The sequence below is a fragment of the Nonomuraea glycinis genome (assembly GCF_035920485.1).
In the GTDB taxonomy this organism is placed as follows: Bacteria; Actinomycetota; Actinomycetes; order Streptosporangiales; family Streptosporangiaceae; genus Nonomuraea; species Nonomuraea glycinis.
In genome coordinates this window covers 9,449,176-9,470,108 of sequence record NZ_CP109166.1, presented here as the reverse complement: position 1 = coordinate 9,470,108, position 20,933 = coordinate 9,449,176, and the positions used below count along the sequence as shown (strand labels likewise).

The window sequence follows — 20,933 nt, the reverse complement described above, 5'->3', positions numbered from 1 at the left end:
GGTCAGGGGGACGTCTACCTCGTCCAGGAGTCGTCGACGGGGGTCCTCGTGCGCGCCATCGCCATTACCGGGTTCGGAGCCGATCCGGAGATCATGCAAGTACCCGCGCCCGAGCCCGGCCCGCGTGAGGTGTTCGTCCGGATGCGCGCCGCCGGTTACAACCCCGTTGACACGAAGGTCGCGGCCGGGGCCATGAAGGGCATGGTGCCGTTCACGTTCCCGCTGATCCTCGGCACCGACGGCGCGGGCGTCGTGGAGGCCACGGGGGCCGAGGTCACCGCCTTCAGCCCGGGCGACGAGGTCTTCGGCCGCTTCGCCGACTACCCGCGCGGCCTGGGCGCCTTCGCCGAGTACGGGGTGGCCGCCGAGGACGGCCCGATCGCCCACAAGCCGCCGGGCGTGCCCTTCGAGCAGGCGGCGGCCGTGCCGACGGCCTCGGGCACGGCCTACGAGGTGGTCGAGACCGCCCGGCTGAACGACGGCAAGACCGTGCTCATCATCGGCGCCACGGGCGGCGTCGGCCAGAGCGCCGTCCAGCTCGCCGCCCGGCACGGGGCCCGCGTCATCGCCACCGCCGCGCCCGACGCCGAAGCGCTCGTGCGCGACCTGGGCGCCTCCGACATCGTGGACCACTCCGCCGGATCGGCCGGCGGCTCTGTCGCCGACCAGGTGCTGGCGCTCTGCCCCGACGGCATCGACGCGGTCCTGGACCTCGTGGACCCCCCCGAAGCGATCGGTGACGTGATCCGGATGCTGCGCCCCGGCGGCATCATCGTCAGCATCGTCGGCGCCCTGGACCCCGACGACCTCACCGAACGAGAGATCCGCGCCGTCAACCTCGTGCACCGCCCCAGCGGCCCGCTGCTCGCCGACCTCGGCGCCGCCGTCGACAGCGGCGACCTGCGCGTCAACATCCAGGCCCAGGTGCCCTTCGAACAGCTCCCCGACAGGCTGCGCGACCTCCAGCACGGCCACGCGCGCGGCAAGGTCGTCATCGAGATCTGAGACCGGCCGCCCCGGCCGGCGTGGCGAGGTAAGGCCACCCGGGCCGGTGTTCCGGGTGGTGTGGCAAGGTGAGGCGGTGACGCTGACGAACTGGTCCGGAAACACTGAATTCCGGGCAACCCGGCTCCACCACCCCACCTCCCTCGACGAGCTCCAGCGCCTGGTCGCCGCCACCCCACGGGTGCGCGCCCTGGGCAGCGCGCACTCCTTCAACGACGTCGCCGACACCCCCGGCGAGCTGGTCCGCCTGGACCGCATGCCGTACCGGATCGAGATCGACGGCGCGGCGGCGCGCGTGCGGGTCGGCGCGAGCACCACCTACGCCCGGCTCGCCGCCGAGCTGCACGCCCAGGGGTTAGCCCTGGGCAACCTGGCCTCGCTGCCGCACATCTCGGTGGCCGGGTCCGTCGCGACCGGCACGCACGGGTCGGGGCCGGGCAACCAGAGCCTGTCGGCCGCGGTGTCGGCGCTGGAGCTGGTCACCGCCGACGGCTCCCTGATCACCCTCGACCGCGGCGACGCCGACTTCCCCGGCGCGGTGGTCGCGCTCGGCGCGCTCGGCATCGTCACCACGCTGACGCTCGACCTGGTGCCCGCCTTCGAGCTGCGCCAGTACGTGCGCGAGGGCGTGCCCGACGACGCGCCGTTCGACGAGCTGATGGGCGACGGCCACAGCGTCAGCCTGTTCACCGACTGGCACGACACCCGCGCCTGGATCAAGCGCCGCACCCCCCTGCCCGAAGGGGACTGGCACGGCACCCGGGCGGCGGACGGGCCCCGGCACCCGGTGCCGGGGATGCCGCCGGACAGCTGCACCGAGCAGCTCGGCGTGCCGGGGCCGTGGCACGAGCGGCTGCCGCACTTCCGCGCCGACTCCCCGCCGAGCAGCGCGGGCGACGAGCTGCAGACGGAGTTCCTCATGGACCGCGAGCACGCGGCCAGCGCGCTGCGCGAGCTGCGGGCCGTGCGGGACCGGATCCGGCCGGTGCTGCAGATCACCGAGGTGCGTACGGTCGCCGCCGACGACCTTTGGCTGAGCCCGTTCTACGGCCGCGACAGCGTGGCCGTGCACTTCACCTGGATCAGGAACACCGAGGCCGTGCTGCCGGTGGTCAGGCTGGTCGAGGACGTGCTGGCGCCGTTCGACCCCCGGCCGCACTGGGGCAAGGTGTTCACCCGGTGGCCGTCCTGCCCCGATCGGTTCCGCGAGCTGGTGCGCCGGTACGACCCGCGGGGCAAGTTCGCCGGCGACTTCACCCGCCTACTGCTGGGGGAGTAGGGCCCGGCCGGGGACGTGCGTCCGGCGGCGTAGCGGGTCGCCAGCCTCGCGGACGATGTGCCGGGCGGGCCGATGGGTGATCGTTGAGACATGATCCACCATCCCTTCCGGTTCGGCGTCGTCGCCGGACACGCCCCCGACGCCGGCGCGTGGGCCGGCCTGGCGCGCCGGGCCGAGAGCCTCGGCTACGACACCCTGCTCGTGCCCGACACACTGGGCACCCTGTCGCCGTTCGCCGCCGCGGCCGCCGCTGCGACGGCGACCACGACCCTGCGCGTCGGCACGTACGTGCTGTGCGCCCCGCTCCGGACGCCGGAGGCCGTCGCCTGGGAGACGGCCACGCTGCGCACACTCAGCGGCGGCCGGTTCGAGCTGGGCCTCGGCGCCGGACGGCCGGACGCCGCGGCCGACGCCGTCCGGCTCGGCGTCGACTACGGCACCCCGAGCCGGCGGATCGACCGGCTGGAGCGGACCCTGGACGCCGTCGAGGACGTGCCGATCCTGATCGCCGCCACAGGGCCGAAGATGCTCCGGCTGGCGGCGGCCAGGGCCCGCACCGTGGCGCTCGGCCTACCGCCGCACAGCACCGAGGAGCACCTCACGGCCAAGCTCGACGAGCTGTACGAACTCGCCGGGGACCGCTTCGAGGAGCTGGAGCTCAACATCAACCTGGCCGTGGTGGGGGACGAGCAGCCCGCCTGGACGGTCAGCCGGTTCGGCGCCCTCGACGCCACCGCCGTCGGCAGGCTGTCCGGCACGGTCGAGCAGATGGTGGACAGGCTGAACAGGCGCAGGGACAAGCTCGGCGTGTCGTACGTGTCGGTCAACGGGCAGTTTCTGGAGCAGTTCGCGCCGATGGTCGAACGGCTCGCCGGTACCTGACGGGAACTGACAGGTACGCCCGCCACCATGGACACATGATCGCAACAGGCCCTTTCGACACCGCCGACTGGAACGCCCAGCCGCCCTTCGACGACCGCGACGGCGTCACGCTCGGGCACGTCACCATGAGCAAGACCTTCCACGGCGACCTGACCGCGACCAGCGTCGTGCACCTCACGGTCGTGTCCACCCCGGTCGAGGAGTCCAAGGCGTACGTCGCGGTGGAGCGTGTCGAGGGCGTCCTGCACGGCCGGTCCGGCGGCTTCGTCGTCCAGCACCTCGCGGTGAGCGACCCGGCCGGCCAGTCGCTGCGCGTCACCGTGGTCCCTGACTCCGGCACCGGCGAGCTGCGCGGCCTGCGCGGCGAGATGGACATCGGCGTCGCCCCGGACGGCTCGCACTCCTACACCTTCGACTACACCTTCGGCTACACCGTCTGAGCGATCCTGTCGCCTGGTGGGGCGGATGTTAGCCCGCTCTTCTCAGCGGCAGAAACGGTGTATGTACATATCGGGGGTGCAGACCGTCCTGCCGGAGCACCGCTATGGGCAGGAAGAGATCACCGAGGCGTTCGCCCAGCTCACCTCGGCCGACGAGGAGCTGCTGACACGCTTTCACCTCGCCACGGGGGTGACCGGCCGCCACCTGGCGCTGCCGCTCGACGACTACGCCAAGCTCGACTCCTTCGACCGGGCCAACGAGGCGTACGTCGAGGTGGCGCTCGACCTGGGGGAGCGGGCGATCGCCGGCGCGCTGGAGAAGGCGGGATCGCCGCCGGAGAAGGTCGATCTCCTGGTGTTCTGCTCGTCCACCGGTCTGGCCACGCCGTCGCTCGACGCCCGGCTCGCGCAGCGCGCGGGGCTGCGGACGGACGTCAAGCGGGTCCCGGTGTTCGGTCTGGGCTGTGCCGCCGGGGCCGCCGGGCTGGCCCGCCTGCACGACTACCTGCGCGGCTGGCCCGGCCACACGGCGCTGCTCGTCTGTGTGGAGCTGTGCTCGCTGACCGTGCAGCGCGACGACGTCTCGGTCGCCAACCTGATCGCCAGCGGCCTGTTCGGCGACGGCGCGGCGGCCGTCGTGGCGACCGGGCGCGGCCGGGGCCGTGAGGTGGTGGCGACCCGCAGCAAGCTCTATCCGGACACCCAGCACCTCATGGGCTGGGACGTGGGCGGGCACGGCTTCCGGATCATGCTCGACGCCGGGCTGCCCGCGTTCGTCGACCGGGTGCTGGCCGACGACATCAGGGCCTTCCTGGCCGACTACGGGCTCACCTCCGCCCAGGTGGGCACCTGGATCTGCCACCCCGGCGGGCCCAAGGTGATCGAGGGGATCGTGGCGGCCCTGGAGCTGCCCGCCGAGGCGCTGGAGGTGACCTGGCGGTCGCTGCGCGAGCACGGCAACCTGTCGTCGGTGTCGGTGCTGCACGTCCTGCAGGAGACGCGCGGGCGCCCGAACCAGCCCGCCATGCTGCTCGCCCTGGGGCCGGGGTTCTCCGCCGAGCTGCTCCTGATGCACTGGTGAGCGCCGGACTACGGCTTGGACACCGGGATCTTCTCCAGGCCCTCCGGCTGCTTGCCCGGGTACGTCCCGGTCAGCAGCGTACTGACCGTGTAGAGGTGCCAGGCGAGGCCCGGCTTCTTGACCACCGGGTCGGCGAACAGGGCGCGTACCTCGTCCGGGTTCACGATCGGCGTCAGGGCGTCGAGGTGGCCGAGCACCTGCGCGCGCAGCACGTCCGTCAGCGCGGGCCCGGGGCTGGTGCGCCAGCTCCAGCCGCCGCCGGTCTTGGCCGTGGGCATGTGCTCGGGTGGGACGTGGGTCCGCGTCCACCACTTGCGCTGGGCCGCCAGCCCTTCGGCGAACCGCCACGGCTTCCCCTCGATCGGCACATCCCGCAGCTCAGGGGCGAATCGCAAAATAAGTGAATAAATCACTTCTTCGGAGAGGCGCCAGCCCTGGTCCAGGCTGAGCGCGGCCCGTACCACCCGGTTGTCCAGGAACGGCCGGACCGGATCTCCCCGGCGCAGCGACCCGGCGCGGGCGCTGGCCTGCCAGCGCCCGACCTTGTACCAGATGTAGATGTGGTCCAGCGCTTCGAGCCGGTTCGTCCGCGCCTGCCAGGGCTTGGCGAGCTCGCGGGCGTGCTCGTTCGCCTCGGCGGTGAACAGCTTCTCGTCCTTGTAGAAGGTGTTGTTGACGCGCCGCAGCAGCGCCTTGTCGCTCAGGTCGCTCTGCAGCAGGTTCAGGCTGCCCGCCCGGAGCGTCTCGCCGCTCTGCCCGGACATGGTCGCCTTGCCGGAGTAGGGCAGGTAACCCACGATCGACTCGTACGCCGACGTCATGCCCTCACAGGTGCGCAGCGTCTCCCAGGCCCGGCTCAGCGGGTGCTCCACCAGCACCGCGTCCTGCTGGGCGGTCTGCGGGGGAGCGATCACCGTGTGCTCGACCTTGAGCAGGGCCGCGATCCGTCGGGCCAGGATCACGTCGGGATGGGTGTCGAGCCCGTTCGTGGTCACCCGGAACGGCACCCGCGCCGCGTGCAGCAGCGCGGCCAGGATCCGGGTGTCGCGCCCGCCGGTCAGCGCGAGGTTCACCGGCTCTCCGGCGTCGCGCAGCGGCGCGACGGTGGCGAGCAGCGCGTCGGCGAGCTCCGTGATCGCCGCCCGCTTGCTCCGCGCCGACCCGGGCACGGCCGCCGCCTCCGGCAGCGGCGTCTCGGCGATCGTCCGCCGCCCGTCCCGCACGTCCAGCCGCGAGCTCGGCCGCAGCGCCGTCACTCCCTTGTACGGGGTCTCGTCCGACAGGAAGAACCCCTGCCGGATCATCGTCTGCAGCGCGAGCACGTCATGCTCGATCCGCTCGGTCGGCTGGGCGGCCAGGTGCACCAGCAGGGCCCGGCTGCCCACGATGTGCAGCTCCGGCGTCTCGGCGTAGAAGACGGGGCAGACCCGGTTGATCGCGGTGGCGGCGGTCAGCTCGCCGTCCCGCGCGACCCAGGCGGAGAAACAGCCGCCCACGTCGCCGCTGGAAGGATCGTCCAGCAGCCGGGTGGCCTCGCCCGGATCGGCCAGGTGACCGTTCAGCCCGAGGACCCGGCCGCCGTGGTCGGCGATCAGCGGCGGCTGCCGGGAGTCGTCGGGCTCGTTGGTCCACCCGAACAGCGACACCCCCCTGCCCTGCCACTCCTGCGCCCGGATCACGTCCGGAGGCACCGGGAACACGGTCTCGATGACGGCTCGGACCCGGTCCAGGACATGGGCGGGAATGTCGCGGCCTTTGGCGGCCAGTCCTAAATAGACACGCACGAGGTCCATGACTACCGGATATGACCGGTTCACCACAATTGATCACGCGTGGATAGCGGTTTGCGCTCGCTTGCGTCACCGGCCCGGCCAACTGTGGCCGGGGAGCCGTCGTACGGCCTGGAGGTGCATTGCGATGAAATTTCGTCCCTTAGTGGCGAGTATCGGGATCGCGGCGCTGTTGGCGCTCGCCGCGTGCGGCGGCGGACCAGGTGGCAACGCCACCGCTCCCGAACGCGCTCCCGACCAGGCATCCGGCAACGAGCAGCGGCCCCGGCCCACCGCCTCGGCGAGTCAGGCCCCGAACGAAGACCAGGACACCACCCGGGCGCAGATCTCCACCTTCGCCCTCGACGTGGACACCGCCTCCTACGCCTACGCCCGCCGTACGCTCGAGGAGGGCCGCTGGCCCGAGCCGCACCAGATCCGGCCGGAGGAGTTCGTCAACTCCTTCAGGCAGGACTACGCCGAGCCGCCCGGCGACGGCTTCGCCGTACACGTGGACGGCGCCCGGCTGGGCACCCGCGACGAGGCCGTCCTGCGGGTCGGCCTCCAGACGCGCGCCACCTCCGCCGAGGCGCGCCGCCCCGCCAACCTCACCTTCGTGGTCGACGTCTCCGGCTCGATGGCCGAGCCCGGCCGGCTCGACCTGGTCAAGCGGGCCCTGCACACCCTGCTCGACCAGCTCGCCCCCACCGACCAGGTCGCCGTCGTGGCCTTCAGCGACAGCGCCGAGGTACTGGCCCCGATGACCCCGCTCAGCGCCAGGGACGACCTGCACGCGGCCGTCGACCGGCTCGTCGTCGCGGGCGGCACCAACCTGGAGAGCGGCATGCTGCTCGGCTACGAGCACGCGGCCGGGGGCTTCCGCCCCGCCGCCACGAACAAGGTCATCCTGCTCTCCGACGGCCTGGCCAACCAGGGCAACACCGCCTGGCAGACCATCTTGGACCGGGTCAAGGAGCAGGCCGGCAAGCAGGTCACGCTGCTGACCGTCGGCGTCGGCCGGGAGTACGGCGACGAGCTCATGGAGCAACTGGCCGACAACGGCGACGGCTCGGCCGTGTACGTCTCCACGCCCGAGGAGGCGGAGAAGACGTTCACCACGCAGCTCCCGGCCAACATCGAGCTGCGCGCCCGCGACGCCAAGGCGCAGGTCGCCTTCAACCCGTCGGTCGTGGCGAGCCACCGGCTCCTCGGCTACGAGAACCGGGCACTGGCCACCGAGGACTTCCGCGACGACTCCCGAGACGGCGGCGAGGTCGGCCCCGGCCACTCCGTGACGGCCCTGTACTCCGTACGGCTCAAGCCCGGCGCGACGGGCCAGCTCGCCACGGCGACCGTGCGCTGGCAGCACCCCGACACCAGGGTGGCCGCCGAGACCAGCGACTCCGTCGAGGTGGACGCGCTGTCCGGCGCGCTGTGGAAGGACGCGCCCGTACGGCTGCGGGTGGACGTGCTCGCGGCGGCCTTCGCCCTGTACATGCGGGACCGCGACGCGTTCGGGATGGACCTCGACGCGCTGGGGGAGCAGGGCAGGCGGCTGGCGGGCGAGGCCGAGGACCCGATGGTGACCGACCTGGTCACCCTCATCGACCAGGCCCGCAGGGCGGCCTGACCGCCCGCTCCGCTTGTCCACTCCGCCGGAATGTGTCAACATTGTTGATATGTTGACCGATGAGCGCGATGTCGCCCTGTTCTTCCTCGGCTGGCGCTCATTCGTCGACGACGCCGACACCGTGCTCGCCGAGCACGGGCTCGGCCGGATGCACCACCGGGTGCTCTACGTCGTGGCCCGCAGCCCCGGCATCAGCGTCGGCGAGCTGGCCGGGGCGCTCGGCATCTCCCGCCAGGCGCTCCATCGGCCGCTGTCGGACCTGCGGCGCCGTGACCTCGTCACGGGCGACATCTCCGCACGCAGCGGGCGCGAACGGTCGCTGTCGGCCACCGCCGAGGGGCAGGCGCTCGAACGCGCCGCCACCGGTCCCCAGCTCGCCCACCTGTCCGCTGTCTTCGACGCCGCGGGCCCGGCCGCGGTCGAAGGCTGGCGGCGCATCATGCGCGACCTCGCTCACGACGCCGTCACCCAGGCGCCCGCTGCCACCCGCCACCTCGTCGACGGAGGAAGAGCCGGCCATGCCTGACCTGAGCGACCAGTTCCTCGATCTGCCCGCCGGCCGGACTCACTACCGTCTCGACGGGCCGGTCGGCGCCCCCGTCGTGGTCTTCGTGCCCGGCGCCACCCTCCCGATGTTCGTCTGGGACGGTCTCGCCGACACCATCGCCGCCGACGGCTACCGCGTCCTGCGCTACGACCTCATCGGCCGGGGCGCCTCGGCCGCGCCGCGCATCACCTACGACGCCGACGCCTTCGACCGCCAGCTCACCGAGTTGCTCGACCGTGTCCGACCGGCCGGGCCCGTGCACCTGGTCGCCCTCGCGTTCGGGGCCCTCATCACCGCCCGCTTCGCCGACCGCCGCCCCGAACGGGTGGCGAGCCTGACCTACGTCGCGCCGGACGGCTTCGGCGTCCGCATGTCCCCGGCCGTACGGCTGCTGCAGAGCCCGGTGCTCGGCGACGTGCTGCTCGCGGCCGTCGGCACCGCCGTCCTGCTGTCCCGCCTGCCCGGCTACTCCGACCGGCCCGAGATCGTCCAGGCGTTGCGCTCGCGGTTCCGTCCCTACGCCACCGCGCCCGGATTCCAGCGGGCGGTGCTCTCCTCCGTGCGCCGGATGCCCGTGCACGACGCGGGCGCCCTCTATCGGCGCAACGACGACCGGGGCGTTCCCACGCTCGTGCTCTGGGGGCGTGCCGACCGCGTCACCCCGCTGCCCGACCCCGAGCGCCTGCGCCTCGCCCTGCCCCATGCCGGGCTGCGGGTCTTCGACGAGACGGGCCACCTGCCCCATGCCGAACGGCCCGCCGAGGTCGCCACCGTCCTCACCGCGTTCCTCCAGGCCAACGCCGTGGGCGCTGCGGGTCCCGTACGTGAGCGCCGCGGCGAGGCGGCCACGGGCACGCCCGATTGATCATGTCCATGAGCGGTGCCCGGAGATCGGGAGGGTCGCCGGAAATGGCGTACTTGAGGGCCGGGGAAGTCCGATACACTGGGAAACGCAGCACTGCACGGGGCTATGGCGCAGTTGGTAGCGCGCCTCCATGGCATGGAGGAGGTCTGGGGTTCGAATCCCCATAGCTCCACCCCGCTCCAAGATCCCGCCCGATATTCGCTATCGGGCGGGATCTTGTCGTTTCCCGGCCGGCTCGGCCTCAGGTGATCTCCGCGATACCGCTCGACGGGCTGCGACATCAGCGTGTGCGCTCGACCCGGCCCTCGCGCCAGACCGGCTCGTCGCTCTCGTGAACGGTTCCGTCAGCACCGAAGATCAAGAAGCGGTCGAGGTCGGCGGCGAACCAGCGGTCGTGGGTGACGGCCAGCACGGTGCCGGAGAAAGAGGCCAGGCCCTGCTGCAGGGCCTCGGCACTGGCCAGGTCCAGGTTGTCGGTGGGCTCGTCCAGCAGCAGCAGGGTAGCGCCGGACAGCTCCAGCAACAGGATCTGCAGCCGGGCCTGCTGGCCGCCTGACAGGGTTTCGAACCGCTGGCCGGCGGCGGCGGGAGCGAGTTCGTAGCGGGCCAGAGCGGCCATCGCCTCGTTCAGGATGAGGGCGTGGCCGGTCATGACCAGCTCGACCGGAGTGCGGCCGTGCAGGTCCGGCCGGCCGTGGGTCTGCACGAACCGGCCAGGCGTCACCCGCGATCCCAGCCGGACCGAACCGCTGTGCCGCACCGCGGGCACCGCGCCGCCCGCGGCCTGCTCCAGCAGGTGCAGGAAGGTGGACTTGCCCGAGCCGTTGGAGCCGAGCACCCCGACGCGCTCGCCGTACCAGATCTCGGTGTCGAAGGGCCGCATCAGACCGGCGAGTTCCAGGTTCTCGCAGATGACGGCGCGTTTGCCGGTGCGGCCGCCGCGCAGGCGGATCCGTACGTTCTGCGGCTTGGGCGGGCGCTGCGGCGGGCCGGCCTCCTCCAAGCGGCTCAACCGGGTGCGGGCGGCCCGGTAGGCCGAGGCCAGGGCGTCGTTGTTGGCCGCGGTCTGCTGCAGGGTGCGCACCAGCCGCCTGAGCTTGGCGTGCTCCTCGTTCCAGCGGCGGCGCCGCTCCTCCAGCCGGCTGATGCGCTCCTGGCGCGCCTTGGCGTAGGTGGCGAAGCTTCCGCCGTGGACCCAGGCGCCGCGATCCTCCACGGTCACGATCCGGTCGGCGGCGTCGGCCAGGAGCTGGCGGTCGTGGGATACCAGCAGCACGGTTTTGCCCGTGGCCCGCAGCCGGCCCTCCAGCCACTGTTTGCCGGGCACGTCCAGGTAGTTGTCCGGCTCGTCCAGCAGCAGGACCTCGTCCGGGCCGCGCAGCAGGGCCTCCAGGACGAGGCGTTTCTGCTCGCCTCCCGACAGGGAGGTCACCGGGCGGCCCCGGATCGCGTCGTAGGGCAGGCTCATGGCCTCGGTGGCGCAGACGTCCCAGACGACCTCCATGTCATAGCCGCCGACGTCCATCACCCCCAGCCCTCCGGAGGAGACCACGCGGCCGTCGTCCGGTCGCAGATCTCCGGCGATCAGCCGCAGCAGTGTGGTCTTGCCCGAGCCGTTCGGTCCCACCAGGGCGGCTTTGACTCCGTCCCCGACGCGGAACGACACCTCGTGCAGGAGCAGCCGCCCGTCCGGCAGCACGTAGGTCAGCCGGTCTACCTCGACATGTCCTGACACGGCTCCTCCTTCACGCAGACGTCTTCAGGATCGGTGTTCTAGACACTCGATCAACGATCCAGTCCTCGACTGCCATACTAGACTCGCTCCCGTGGACGCAAGCAAGGCAGAGCCGGGACCACGCCGATCAGGAACGCCGGGGGAGGTGTGGCTGCGGCCGTCCGCGCGGAAACGCGACGCCCCGCCGCTCAGCCGAGATCGGATCGTCGAAGAAGCCGTGACCCTCCTGGACACCGAAGGCGCCGACCGGCTGACCATGCGGCGCCTGGCCGAACGACTCGGTACCGGCTCCACCACGCTGTACTGGCACGTGAAGACCAAGGACGACGTGCTCGACCTCGCCCTGGACGCGATCTTCGCCGAGGTGGAGATTCCGCCGGAGGGCGGCCAGGGGTGGCGTGCCGGCATCACGGCGCTGATCAACGGGTGGCGCGCGGTCCTGCTGAGGCACCCCTGGTCGGCGGCGCTCCTGAGCCGTCCGATGCTGGGCCCCAACGTGCTGGCCCGTAGCGAGTTCATGTACGCGACCCTTCTGCAGGCCGGGGTCGTCGAACCTCACCTCACCGCTGCGGCGTACGGACTGTCCAACTACGTCATAGGCTCCGGGCTGATGCAGGCCACCTGGCCGGCCAACGCGGAGCAGGACGTGCGGAGCGCCGCTCGGGAGCGTCTGCACGCCAACCGGGAGCGATACCCGGCCCTCGCCGCCCATGGCCCCCTTGCCGTGGAAGGCGATTGGGACACCAGCTTCGCTCTCGGCCTGGACTGGCTCCTCGACGGCATCCAGGCCGGCATCGCCGGAGCGCGAGCGTGAAGCGGCCGAAGGGGCTCATCGCGGCGGCGGCCGATTCGTGCCGGGCGACCTAGGATCGGGTCATGGCCTTGACCGCGCACGACGTCGACCGGTTCGAGGCTTCCAGGCCGCGTCTGGAGGCCATCGCCTACCGTCTCCTCGGCTCCGCCGGGGAGGCCGAGGACGTCGTACAGGAGACGTTCCTGCGCTGGCAGAGCGCCGACGTCGACCGCATCGAGGTCGTCGAGGCATGGCTGACGAAGGTCCTCACCAACCTGTGCCTCAACCAGCTCAGCTCCGCACGGGCCCGCCGCGAGACCTACGTGGGCCAATGGCTTCCCGAGCCGCTGCTCGCCGGGGACCCCATGCTCGGCCCGGCCGAGACCGCCGAGCAGCGCGAATCCGTCTCCTACGCGGTCCTCACCCTCATGGAGCGCCTCGCCCCCAGCGAGCGGGCGGTCTACGTGCTCCGCGAGGCCTTCGACTTCCCGCACCGGGAGATCGCCGCGACCCTCGACATCACCGAGGCCGCCAGCCAGCAGATCTTCCACCGCGCCAAGAAGCACGTCGCGGACGGCAAGGCCCGCGCCGAGGTCGACGAGGCCGCCGCCCGGCGGATCCTCCAGGAGTTCCTGGCGGCGGCCACCAGCGGCCAGGTCGAGCCGCTCGTGCGCCTGCTCACCGACGACGCCATCTCGATCGGCGACGGCGGGGGGAAGGTCCCGGCCCGTACCAAGGCGTTCGAGGGCGCCGTCGCGGTCGCGAAGTTCCTGCGCGGGCTGTTCACGCCCGGCGAGGCCAAGCGCGCCATCGTCGGTGGCACGCCCGAGATCTACGCCTGGACCGCCAACGGCGAGCCCGCCGTCGTGGCCGTCCTGGACGGCCAGGTCGTCGGCGTGATGTTCCTGGAGATCACCGCCGAGGGCATCGCCGCGTTCCGGCACCAGGTCAACCCCGACAAGCTCGACCGCGCGACCGCGCAGTGGGCGGTCGCCGACCACGGGGAGCCCCTGTTCACCGTCTTCTGAGCGCTGTGTGAGGTGCTTCACATCGCATTCCTGTCAGGAAATGACGGGCTGCCCGGTTCAAAGGGCGAACCCGCGCACAGACAGGAGCGAGGAAATGCAGCACCGCATCATCGTCCTCGGAGCCGGATACACCGGAGCCATCGCCGCCGGCCGCCTCGCCAAGCGGCTCCGCCGCGAGGACGTCACCATCACCCTCGTCAACGCCGAGCCCGACTTCGTGGAACGCGTCCGCATGCACCAACTGGCGACCGGCCAGGACCTCAAGCCCCGGCCGTTCAGCGAGATGTTCGCGGGCACCGGCGTCCAACTGAGACTCGCCAAGGTCACCACCATCGACGTAGACCACAAAACCGTCACCGTCACCGACACGCCCGGCGCCGAGGAACTCGCCTACGACACGCTCATCTACGCCCTCGGCAGCGGCTGGAACACCCACGGCGTCCCCGGGGCCGCCGAGCACGCCTACGAGATCGCCGGCCGCCCCGGAGCGCTCCGGCTGCGCGAGCGCCTGGCCCGCCTCGACGCCGGGCAGACCGTGACCGTCGTCGGCGGCGGCCTCACCGGCATCGAGGCCGCGACCGAGATCGCCGAGACCCGCCCCGACCTCGACATCGCCCTCGCCGCCCAGGACGGCCTCGGCGACTGGCTCTCGCCCAAGGGCCGCGCACACCTGCGGAAGGTCTTCGGCAAGCTCGGGATCACCACGTACGAGCACGCCGAGGTCACCGGCGTCGAAGCCGACCACATCACCACCGCGGACGGCCGGACCATCCCGGCCGCGGTCACCGTCTGGACCACCGGCTTCGCGGTCCACCCCATCGCGAAGGCGACCGCCCTGGAAGTCACCGGCACGGGCCAGATCGTGGTCGACGGGACCATGCGCTCGGTCTCACACCCGGACGTGTACGCCATCGGCGACGCGGCCATGGTGATGGGCCCGGGGGACAAGCCGCTGCGGATGTCGTGCGCCTCGGGAGTCCCGACCGCCTGGCAGGCGGCCGACACGATCGCGGCCCGCCTGACCGGCGGAAAGCTCCCGAACGCGCCGATCCGCTACGTCAACCAGTGCATCTCACTGGGCCGCAAGGAGGGCTTGATCCAGTACGTCACCGCCGACGACCGCGCGGTGCGGGCGGCCCTGACCGGCCGGCTCGCCGCCGTCTACAAGGAACTGATCTGCAAGAGCGCCGCCTGGGGAGTCGCCAACCCAATGCTCGGCCTACCGACCCGCCGCCGCCACATCACGCGCGAACAGGCTGCGACGGGCCCGGCCGTCAAGGAGCCGGCGTAACGCACGAAGCTGCCGACCAGGGCTGAAGCCTCATGGCGAGTACCCTGACGACTCCGACCTCCGCACGACCCCGGGAGAGACGGCCCATGCATCCGCAGTACGCCGCGCGTCTGGCCACCCACCAGGCCGTCTCCACCCGGCTGTCGACGCTGAGCGACCGCCGGATCGCCGACCTCGTGGCCACGGCCCCGGCACACGGCTCCGGCATCGGCGGCAGGTCGGCGGAGCTGGACATCGGCGGAAGGCAGGTCTTCGTCAAGCGGGTCCCGCTGACGGACCTCGAGACCGAGCACCCCCGATCGACGGCCAACCTCTTCGACCTGCCCACCTTCTACCAGTACGGTCTCGGCTCGGCCGGATTCGGCGCCTGGCGCGAACTGGCAACCCACACCATGACCACCGACTGGGTTCTCGGGAACACTTTCCAGAGCTTCCCCCTGATGTACCACTGGCGGGTCATCCCGGACTCCCCTCCGGCGGGGTTCGCCGACGAGTTCGGCGGCATCGACGGCGCCGTCAAGCACTGGGAGGGTTCGAAGGCCGTGCGTGAGCGGCTGGAGGCCATCGGCCGATCCACGCTCAGCCTGGTGCTCTTCCTGGAGCACATCCCGCACAGGCTGAGCGCATGGCTCGCCGACGGCCAGGACGTCGCACGGCATACCTGGGCCGAGCAGCAGCTCGCCCAAGGGGCCGCCTTCATGAGTGCACAGGGCCTGGTCCACTTCGACGCCCATTTCCACAACGTCCTGACCGACGGCCGGCTGCTCTACTTCGCCGACTTCGGGCTCGCCCTGTCGTCCCGCTTCGACCTCTCGCCGGCCGAGGCCGCCTTCCTCACCGATCACCTCACCTACGACCGCCACTACATGGCGACCCACCTGCTCCGCCACCACCTGCCCGGCCTCCGCCACGACGACGCCCAGCACGAGTCGTTCCTGCGCAATCGGCTCGCGCGCGACCCCCGGCCCGTCCCACCCACCCTCGCCACGATCATCGACCGCCATGCGGCAGCCGCCCTGATCCTGCACGACTTCCACCGCCGACTCACGACCGAAACCAAACGAACCCCCTACCCCGTCGAAGAGCTCCGCAGAGCCTCAGCGGCCGGTCCATGAAGTCCGCTGCGTGGCTTGAACACAGGCGGCGCAAGCTCGCGCGGCGGTACAAGGGATCACCCATGACCTCCGAGCACGGAGTTTGTTTTCGGACATCTGCGTAGCGGGAGGCGATCCGCCGAGCGGCCCGAGACGGTTCGATGGCCAGAGGGCGGGCGTAAAGCACTCGCCTGCGCGGCTCATCCCAGCCCGCACGCCACCAGTAGCATTCGCCGTCGCACCAGACCACGAGCCCGACCCAGACCGAGACCAGGGCGAGATCGTATCCAGCGTGGATGTCGGCTTGAATGCCGTATTCGGTCCGGAGAGTCTCGCCCAGAAGTACTGCGGACAGCTCAGCTTGCGTTTTCTCCGCACTCGGGCACGGCGATAATCTGGTCCTGCATCGTTGACGCCCCAAGCTCTCGATGCTTCAGACCTCCGTCTGCGGGTGGTGTTGCAGCACCGTTCGTCCCATAGGCGGGGGTCTGGTCGGTTGCCGAGGAGGCTAGGCCCGGATGGACTTGAAGACGCTGAGAGAGGTCGCGCAGGTAGGCGATCCTGTGGAACGAGCCCGTCTCCTCAGCCGACTCATGACCGAGGAGCAGGGGTTGGTGGCCGAGGCGGCCAAGATGCGGCGGCAGGCGATCGCCGAGGCGCGGGAGAACGGCATGAGCCTGGAGGAGATCGCCGGGCGGTTGGGGGTCTCGCCCGGTCGCATCTCGCAGATGCGGAAAGGACCGGCGGCTCGCGCGCCGGAAGGTCCTGCCTCGCCGGCCCCTCGCGTGCTGGTGTACCGGGCGCTACCGACTGAGCCTGCCGTACGGGGGTCGAAGTCTCTGTTCTTGGCGGAGGCGGAGCGGCAGGGGCTCAAAGCCGGTCGCCGGATGCTCTACGTCGGATTGGAGCCTGCTGGAGATCATGTGGCGGCTTGCCTGCGGGTCGAGCCCGGTGCGGAGATCGTGGCCCGGCGCAAGATGATGACGGCGAACGACGTACCGGTGCGCATCGCGACGAGTTACTTCCGCGCGGACCTGTTCGGTGGCACCAGGCTGGCCGAGCCGGAGTTCGTACAGCCGTCCCTTCAGTCCGCGTTGACCGCCCTGGGCTATTCGTTCGGGCACGCGGAGGAACATCTGACCGCCCGGCCGCCGACGCCCTTCGAGCGCGAGACGCTGGAGCTTGAGGCCGGCGAGTGGGTCGTCCAGGTGCTCCGCGCGAGCTACTCCGCTGAAGGCACGCCCATCCACGTACTGGAGACGATCTGCGCCGCGAGCCGGCACATCTTCTCCATCGGCCAGGTCTCCGGGCACGACGAATTCTGAGTCACTGACTCTCGGCTCACGTTGCCGCGCTAGTCGCCGCCGGCAGGAGGTATCCCACCCTGGCCGCCGCAGCTGCCGCCAGGCGCGGGCCGGCGACCGGGCATGTTGTCGTAGCGCCGGCCGAACCACACCCTGACGCATGCCGCTGACCATTTCGTCACGGCGATGGCAGATGGCAGCCGACCCCGATTCAGGGGACCAGGTGACTGTCTTTCATAAGTACAGTTATGAGAACTGTACTTATGAGAGACGCCGATAATGTGTCAACCATGCGGCTCCATGGGTTCGCTTGGTCGGCGCCGCTCTCGGCTCGGCCGGCTTCGGAGCTCCCAGCCGGCTACGCGGGCCGTATCCATAAGAAAAGCTCTCATAACCGTGGTTATGAGAGCTGTATGGCTTCGGGGCGCTCAGCGGACGCGGGCCACGCCTGCCAGGATGCCGGGGCGTACCAGGTCGACCGTCTCGGGGGGTGTCTCCGCGTCCCAGTCGGCGACCGGGGTGATGCCGGGCGGGATGAGGTCCATGCCGTCGAAGAAGGCGGAGATCTGGTCGAGGCCGCGCCGGGCGAGGCCGCCGGGGGCTGTCTTCCGGTAGATCAGCTGGCTGGCCTGGGTGACGTCGTCGGCGGCGTTGCCCTCGTACAGGTGGGAGAGCACCAGGTGGCCGCCCGGCACCAGCCGGTCGCGGACGGTGGCGGTGATCCGGGCGGCTTCGGCGTCGTCGACGATGAAGTGCAGGACGGCGACCATGAGCACGGCGAACGGCTGGGTCAGGTCGAGGTGGCCGATGACCTTCGGATCGTCGAGGATCGCCTCGGGGCGCCGGGCGTCACCCTGGACCGCGATGACGTCGGCGTCGCCGGCCAGCAGGGCTCGGGCGTGGATCAGCACGATCGGGTCGTTGTCCACGTACACCACCCGCGCGTCGGGGGCGTGCCGCCTGGCCACCTGGTGGACGTTGTCCTGCGTCGGCAGGCCCGCGCCGATGTCGATGAACTGGCGGATCCCGGCCTTGGCCAGCAGGGTGACGGCCTTGCCGAGGAAGCGGCGGTTGGCGCGGGCGATCTCGCGGGTGTCGTTGCCCATCTGACGACCGATCTCGATCATCTTCTCGGCCGCCTCGCGGTCGGAGGCGAAGTTGTCCTTCCCGCCGAGGTAGTAGTCGTACATGCGGGCGACGCTCGGCACGCGAGCGTCGATCCCGGCGGGCACGTCGTTGAAGCCGCCCATGCGACCACTCCTCTCGTTGTGGATCTCCGAAGTGATCTTACGGGCTGGTGCAGGTCCGTACGGCTCAAATCGGTGCGTACAGGTCCAGCGGTGCGTGCGGCCGTGCGGGCCTCGGCAGGTGGGAATGACGGTCAGGCCATCACGCCGGCGTTCCAGGCGCTGCCGGCGGCGATCAGGGCCCGCCAGTGGCGCAGCGCCTTCGGTGGCATGCCGATGCCGAGGATCCCGGCCAGTCGATCGCCTCGGCGGTAGCCGATGAGGAAGCGCCGCCGGGACACCTCGCCGTCCACGACCACCGCTTCGTCGTGGTCGCGCAGGTATCCGTACGACTGGATCTTCACCCCGTACTGGTCGGACCAGAAGTACGGCACCGGGGCGAAAGGGCGGGGAGCGTCCGGGTTCAGCAGGTTGCGGGCGACGGCCAGGCCCTGCTCGGCGGCGTTGGTGCGATGCTCGATGCGCATCTCGGTGGCGAACAGGGGGTTGTGCCAGCGGGCCACGTCCCCGACCCCGTACACGCCAGGTGCCGCGGCGCTGAACCGGTCGCACACCAGCCCGTCCCGGACGGTGAGGCCGCTTCCCTCCAGCCAGGCGGTGTTGGGCGTGGACCCGATGGCGACCAGCACGTCGTCGGCGTCGATGACGCTGCCGCCGGCGAGCTCGACGCCGGTCGCCGCGCCTCGCGCGCTGTGGATCCGCGCGACGGAGACTCCGGTACGCAGCCGGACCCCGTGGTCGTGATGAGACCGCGCCAGCCAGCGCCCGGCCTGCTCGCCGACGGCCGCCGCCAGGGGGACCGGGCCCGCCTCCAGCAACGTCACCTCGACCCCGAGCCCGCGTGCGACGGCGGCCACCTCGGCGCCGACGAAACCGGCGCCGACGATCACCAGCCGACGCCCCGGCAGCAGCCGGGTCCGCAGCGCCAGGGCATCGGCCGCGGTGCGCAGCGTGGACACCCCGGCCGGCCCCGCGCTTCCCGGAAGGCGACGGGGCCGGACACCGGTCGCGACGACGAGGCCGTCATAGGGCAGGCGGGCGCCGTCGGCCAGCGTCACCGTGCGGGCGACCGGGTCCAGGCCGGTCGCCGCGACCCCCAGGCTCAGGTCCAGGCCCAGCGCGTCAAGGTCCTCCGGCCGGCGCAGGACCAGGCGGCCGGCGTCCCAGTCGCCGGTGAGGATCTGCTTGGACAGCGGCGGACGGTCGTAGGGCAGGCAGTTCTCGTCACCGACGAGCGTGATCGCTCCCTCGTACCCCATCCGGCGCAGCGCCTCCGCGGTGGCCAGCCCGCCCGCCGACGCGCCGACGATCACGATCCGGTTCATCACTCGGCACCCGTGGCCTTTCCGGCGTCGCCCTTCGCATGTGCGGCACGCAGCTGTTCGGCCAGCCGATCGAGCTCGGCCGGCGTCGCGGGTGAGATGTCGTTGAGCCCGCTGAGCGCGGTCGTCGGGCTGCGCAGGAAGCGCCGGAGCACGGCCACGAGCAGCCCTTCCGGCAGTGTCCGCAGCGCGGCGAACGCGCGGGGGACCGGCGGCACGGGCAGGGCGGCCAGGCTGTCCCGCATGCGGCGGATCATGTCACGGACCGCGCCTGGGTCGTCGGCCAGCGCTTCCGGGCCGCCGGCCGCGTACGCCGCCTGCCCGAGCGGCACCGAGAACGCGGCGTGCGTCTTGAGCCAGGCGTCCATCCGCGGCTCGGCCTTGGCGTTGATCCCGGCGGTGCGGAACGTCCGCAGGATCCGGTCCAGCCGGGGGGTGGTGCGGCCGTCGGGTTCGCCGATCGGCATCGGCACCCGGCGGGTCAAGAGGCCGGCCGGGCGGTAGCGGACGATGTCGCCGTCCATCGTGCCGCCGGCCGAGCCGAAGCCGAGCAGCACCCGCTCGTGGCCGAGCGCCGCGCCCAGCGGCTGCGCGCCGGCCGCCCAGTTGAGCAGGAACAGCACGTCACCGTCGAGATCGGCGAGTGACGTGAGCACCGCGTCCACCTGATGGGTGCGGACGAAGACGGCGGTCAGGTCGTACCCGCCGGCCGGGTGATCGACCACCGGCACCGGCACCCGCCTGACGGCCGGGCCGTGTCCCTCGGCCAGCCGCACGCCGTGCCGGCGCAGGGCGGCCAGGCGCTCGCCCCGGGCCAGCAGCGAGACGTCGAGCCCCGCCTCGTGCAGCCGAGCGGCGTACAGGCTGCCGAGCACGCCGGCGCCGTACACGAGCAGTCTCATGGCGATCCTCTTTCAGTCAAACGTTTGTATGGATCATACGCATGTATAGTACGCGCATGGCAACCCCCGACACCCGCACCCAGCTCCTCGACGCGGCCGAGCGCCTCTTCGCCGAGCGCGGGTTCCGCGGCACCTCGGTCCGCGCGATCACCGACCTCGCCGGGGCGAACCTGGCCGCGGTCGGCTACCACTTCGGCTCGAAGGCGGAGTTGCTGTCCGCGGTCGTCCGCCGGGTGGTCGAGCCGATCAACGCCGCGCAGTGCGCCAGGCTCGACCGGCTGCTCGCCCGGACCTCGGACCCGACGGTCGCCGACCTGGTGGAGGCGTTCGCGGGGCCGCTGTTCGACGAGATGCCGGGCGGTGACGAGGGCGGCGCCCGGACGTCGCGGCTGATCGTGACGATCATCACCGACCCGGCCGAGGAGGCGCGCTCCTGGACCGGCCCGTCCGAGGTCGCGGTCCGCGACCGCTACCTGGCCGCCTTCGAGCGCGCGCTGCCCGACCTGTCCCAGGAGGAGTTGTGGTTCCGGCTGCGGGGGATCATCGCCGTGACGGCCGTGGATCGCATCCAGGTCTACCAGAATCCCCCGGCCAGCCTGTCCCCGGTGGCGGGTGAGGCGGCCCGGCGCTGGGCGATCACCTACCTGACGGCAGCGATGAGCGCGCCGCCGACCGGGACCTGACGGCCGGCGTCCGGCCCTCTTGTGGCGGGTATCGGG

The 20,933-nt window shown here is 71.6% G+C and carries 19 protein-coding genes and 1 tRNA gene; 15 read left to right on the top strand and 5 right to left on the bottom strand.

Features of this window, described 5'->3' with window-relative positions; all coding sequences use genetic code 11:
* The first annotated feature begins 93 nt into the window (after positions 1–93).
* The 5 genes from OHA68_RS44605 (at position 94) to OHA68_RS44585 (ending at position 4,687) form a co-directional block, all read left to right on the top strand.
* Positions 94–1,005, top strand: a complete 912-nt coding sequence (locus tag OHA68_RS44605) for an NADP-dependent oxidoreductase (RefSeq protein ID WP_327105648.1) — start codon at positions 94–96, stop codon at positions 1,003–1,005.
* A gap of 76 nt (positions 1,006–1,081) precedes the next feature.
* Positions 1,082–2,284, top strand: coding sequence for an FAD-binding protein (locus OHA68_RS44600; protein ID WP_327105647.1), 1,203 nt, complete (start codon positions 1,082–1,084; stop codon positions 2,282–2,284).
* Positions 2,285–2,374: 90 nt separating this feature from the next.
* Positions 2,375–3,166 carry an LLM class flavin-dependent oxidoreductase gene (locus OHA68_RS44595; protein WP_327105646.1) on the top strand — a complete coding sequence of 264 codons (792 nt, stop codon included), beginning with the start codon at positions 2,375–2,377 and terminating at the stop codon, positions 3,164–3,166.
* Positions 3,167–3,201: 35 nt separating this feature from the next.
* Entirely contained in the window at positions 3,202–3,606 is a 405-nt protein-coding gene (locus tag OHA68_RS44590) for a DUF3224 domain-containing protein (protein WP_327105645.1), read from the top strand.
* A 25-nt stretch (positions 3,607–3,631) separates the two neighbouring features.
* Positions 3,632–4,687: a type III polyketide synthase gene (locus OHA68_RS44585; RefSeq protein ID WP_327105644.1), complete on the top strand. Its 1,056-nt coding sequence runs from the start codon at positions 3,632–3,634 to the stop codon at positions 4,685–4,687.
* Positions 4,688–4,695: 8 nt separating this feature from the next.
* Here OHA68_RS44585 and OHA68_RS44580 read toward each other — a convergent pair whose 3' ends face one another.
* Positions 4,696–6,480: an asparagine synthase-related protein gene (locus OHA68_RS44580; protein ID WP_327105643.1), complete on the bottom strand. Its 1,785-nt coding sequence runs from the start codon at positions 6,478–6,480 to the stop codon at positions 4,696–4,698.
* Between the two features lie 142 nt (positions 6,481–6,622).
* Here OHA68_RS44580 and OHA68_RS44575 point away from each other — a divergent pair, with 142 nt between their 5' ends.
* The 4 genes from OHA68_RS44575 to OHA68_RS44560 all read left to right on the top strand — a co-directional run bounded on the left by OHA68_RS44575 (position 6,623) and on the right by OHA68_RS44560 (position 9,670).
* Positions 6,623–8,086: a vWA domain-containing protein gene (locus OHA68_RS44575; protein WP_327105642.1), complete on the top strand. Its 1,464-nt coding sequence runs from the start codon at positions 6,623–6,625 to the stop codon at positions 8,084–8,086.
* A gap of 49 nt (positions 8,087–8,135) precedes the next feature.
* Complete coding sequence (locus tag OHA68_RS44570; protein WP_327105641.1) at positions 8,136–8,612, top strand: MarR family winged helix-turn-helix transcriptional regulator; 477 nt, start codon at positions 8,136–8,138, stop codon at positions 8,610–8,612.
* Complete coding sequence (locus OHA68_RS44565; protein ID WP_327105640.1) at positions 8,605–9,498, top strand: alpha/beta fold hydrolase; 894 nt, start codon at positions 8,605–8,607, stop codon at positions 9,496–9,498. Before OHA68_RS44570 ends, OHA68_RS44565 begins: the two co-directional genes overlap by 8 nt.
* Before the next feature lie 99 nt (positions 9,499–9,597).
* A tRNA-Ala gene (locus OHA68_RS44560) sits at positions 9,598–9,670 on the top strand.
* Positions 9,671–9,778: 108 nt separating this feature from the next.
* On the opposite strand, the gene OHA68_RS44555 is transcribed toward OHA68_RS44560, so the two are convergent.
* Positions 9,779–11,233, bottom strand: coding sequence for an ATP-binding cassette domain-containing protein (locus OHA68_RS44555; RefSeq protein ID WP_327105639.1), 1,455 nt, complete (start codon positions 11,231–11,233; stop codon positions 9,779–9,781).
* A gap of 91 nt (positions 11,234–11,324) precedes the next feature.
* Here OHA68_RS44555 and OHA68_RS44550 point away from each other — a divergent pair, with 91 nt between their 5' ends.
* The 5 genes from OHA68_RS44550 (at position 11,325) to OHA68_RS44530 (ending at position 16,764) form a co-directional block, all read left to right on the top strand.
* The gene (locus OHA68_RS44550; RefSeq protein ID WP_327105638.1) at positions 11,325–12,047 is read left to right on the top strand and encodes a TetR/AcrR family transcriptional regulator; all 723 of its coding nucleotides are present in this window, start codon (positions 11,325–11,327) and stop codon (positions 12,045–12,047) included.
* 62 nt (positions 12,048–12,109) lie between these two features.
* Positions 12,110–13,054, top strand: coding sequence for an RNA polymerase sigma factor SigJ (sigJ, locus tag OHA68_RS44545; RefSeq protein WP_327105637.1), 945 nt, complete (start codon positions 12,110–12,112; stop codon positions 13,052–13,054).
* A 94-nt stretch (positions 13,055–13,148) separates the two neighbouring features.
* Positions 13,149–14,345, top strand: coding sequence for an NAD(P)/FAD-dependent oxidoreductase (locus tag OHA68_RS44540; protein WP_327105636.1), 1,197 nt, complete (start codon positions 13,149–13,151; stop codon positions 14,343–14,345).
* A gap of 86 nt (positions 14,346–14,431) precedes the next feature.
* Positions 14,432–15,460, top strand: a complete 1,029-nt coding sequence (locus OHA68_RS44535; RefSeq protein ID WP_327105635.1) for a serine/threonine-protein kinase — start codon at positions 14,432–14,434, stop codon at positions 15,458–15,460.
* Positions 15,461–16,032: 572 nt separating this feature from the next.
* Positions 16,033–16,764: a UTRA domain-containing protein gene (locus OHA68_RS44530; protein ID WP_327105634.1), complete on the top strand. Its 732-nt coding sequence runs from the start codon at positions 16,033–16,035 to the stop codon at positions 16,762–16,764.
* Positions 16,765–17,171: 407 nt separating this feature from the next.
* Here the strand turns inward: OHA68_RS44530 and OHA68_RS44525 are convergent, their stop codons facing one another.
* From OHA68_RS44525 to OHA68_RS44515, 3 genes are all read right to left on the bottom strand, one after another.
* Positions 17,172–17,993, bottom strand: a complete 822-nt coding sequence (locus OHA68_RS44525; RefSeq protein WP_327105633.1) for an SAM-dependent methyltransferase — start codon at positions 17,991–17,993, stop codon at positions 17,172–17,174.
* 131 nt (positions 17,994–18,124) lie between these two features.
* A complete protein-coding gene (locus OHA68_RS44520; protein ID WP_327105632.1) occupies positions 18,125–19,315 on the bottom strand; it encodes an NAD(P)/FAD-dependent oxidoreductase in 1,191 nt (396 codons plus the stop codon).
* Positions 19,315–20,214, bottom strand: a complete 900-nt coding sequence (locus OHA68_RS44515; protein ID WP_327105631.1) for a ketopantoate reductase family protein — start codon at positions 20,212–20,214, stop codon at positions 19,315–19,317. Before OHA68_RS44515 ends, OHA68_RS44520 begins: the two co-directional genes overlap by 1 nt.
* 56 nt (positions 20,215–20,270) lie before the next feature.
* On the opposite strand from OHA68_RS44515, the gene OHA68_RS44510 reads away from it, so the two are divergent.
* Entirely contained in the window at positions 20,271–20,897 is a 627-nt protein-coding gene (locus tag OHA68_RS44510) for a TetR/AcrR family transcriptional regulator (RefSeq protein ID WP_327105630.1), read from the top strand.
* Positions 20,898–20,933: the final 36 nt, after the last annotated feature.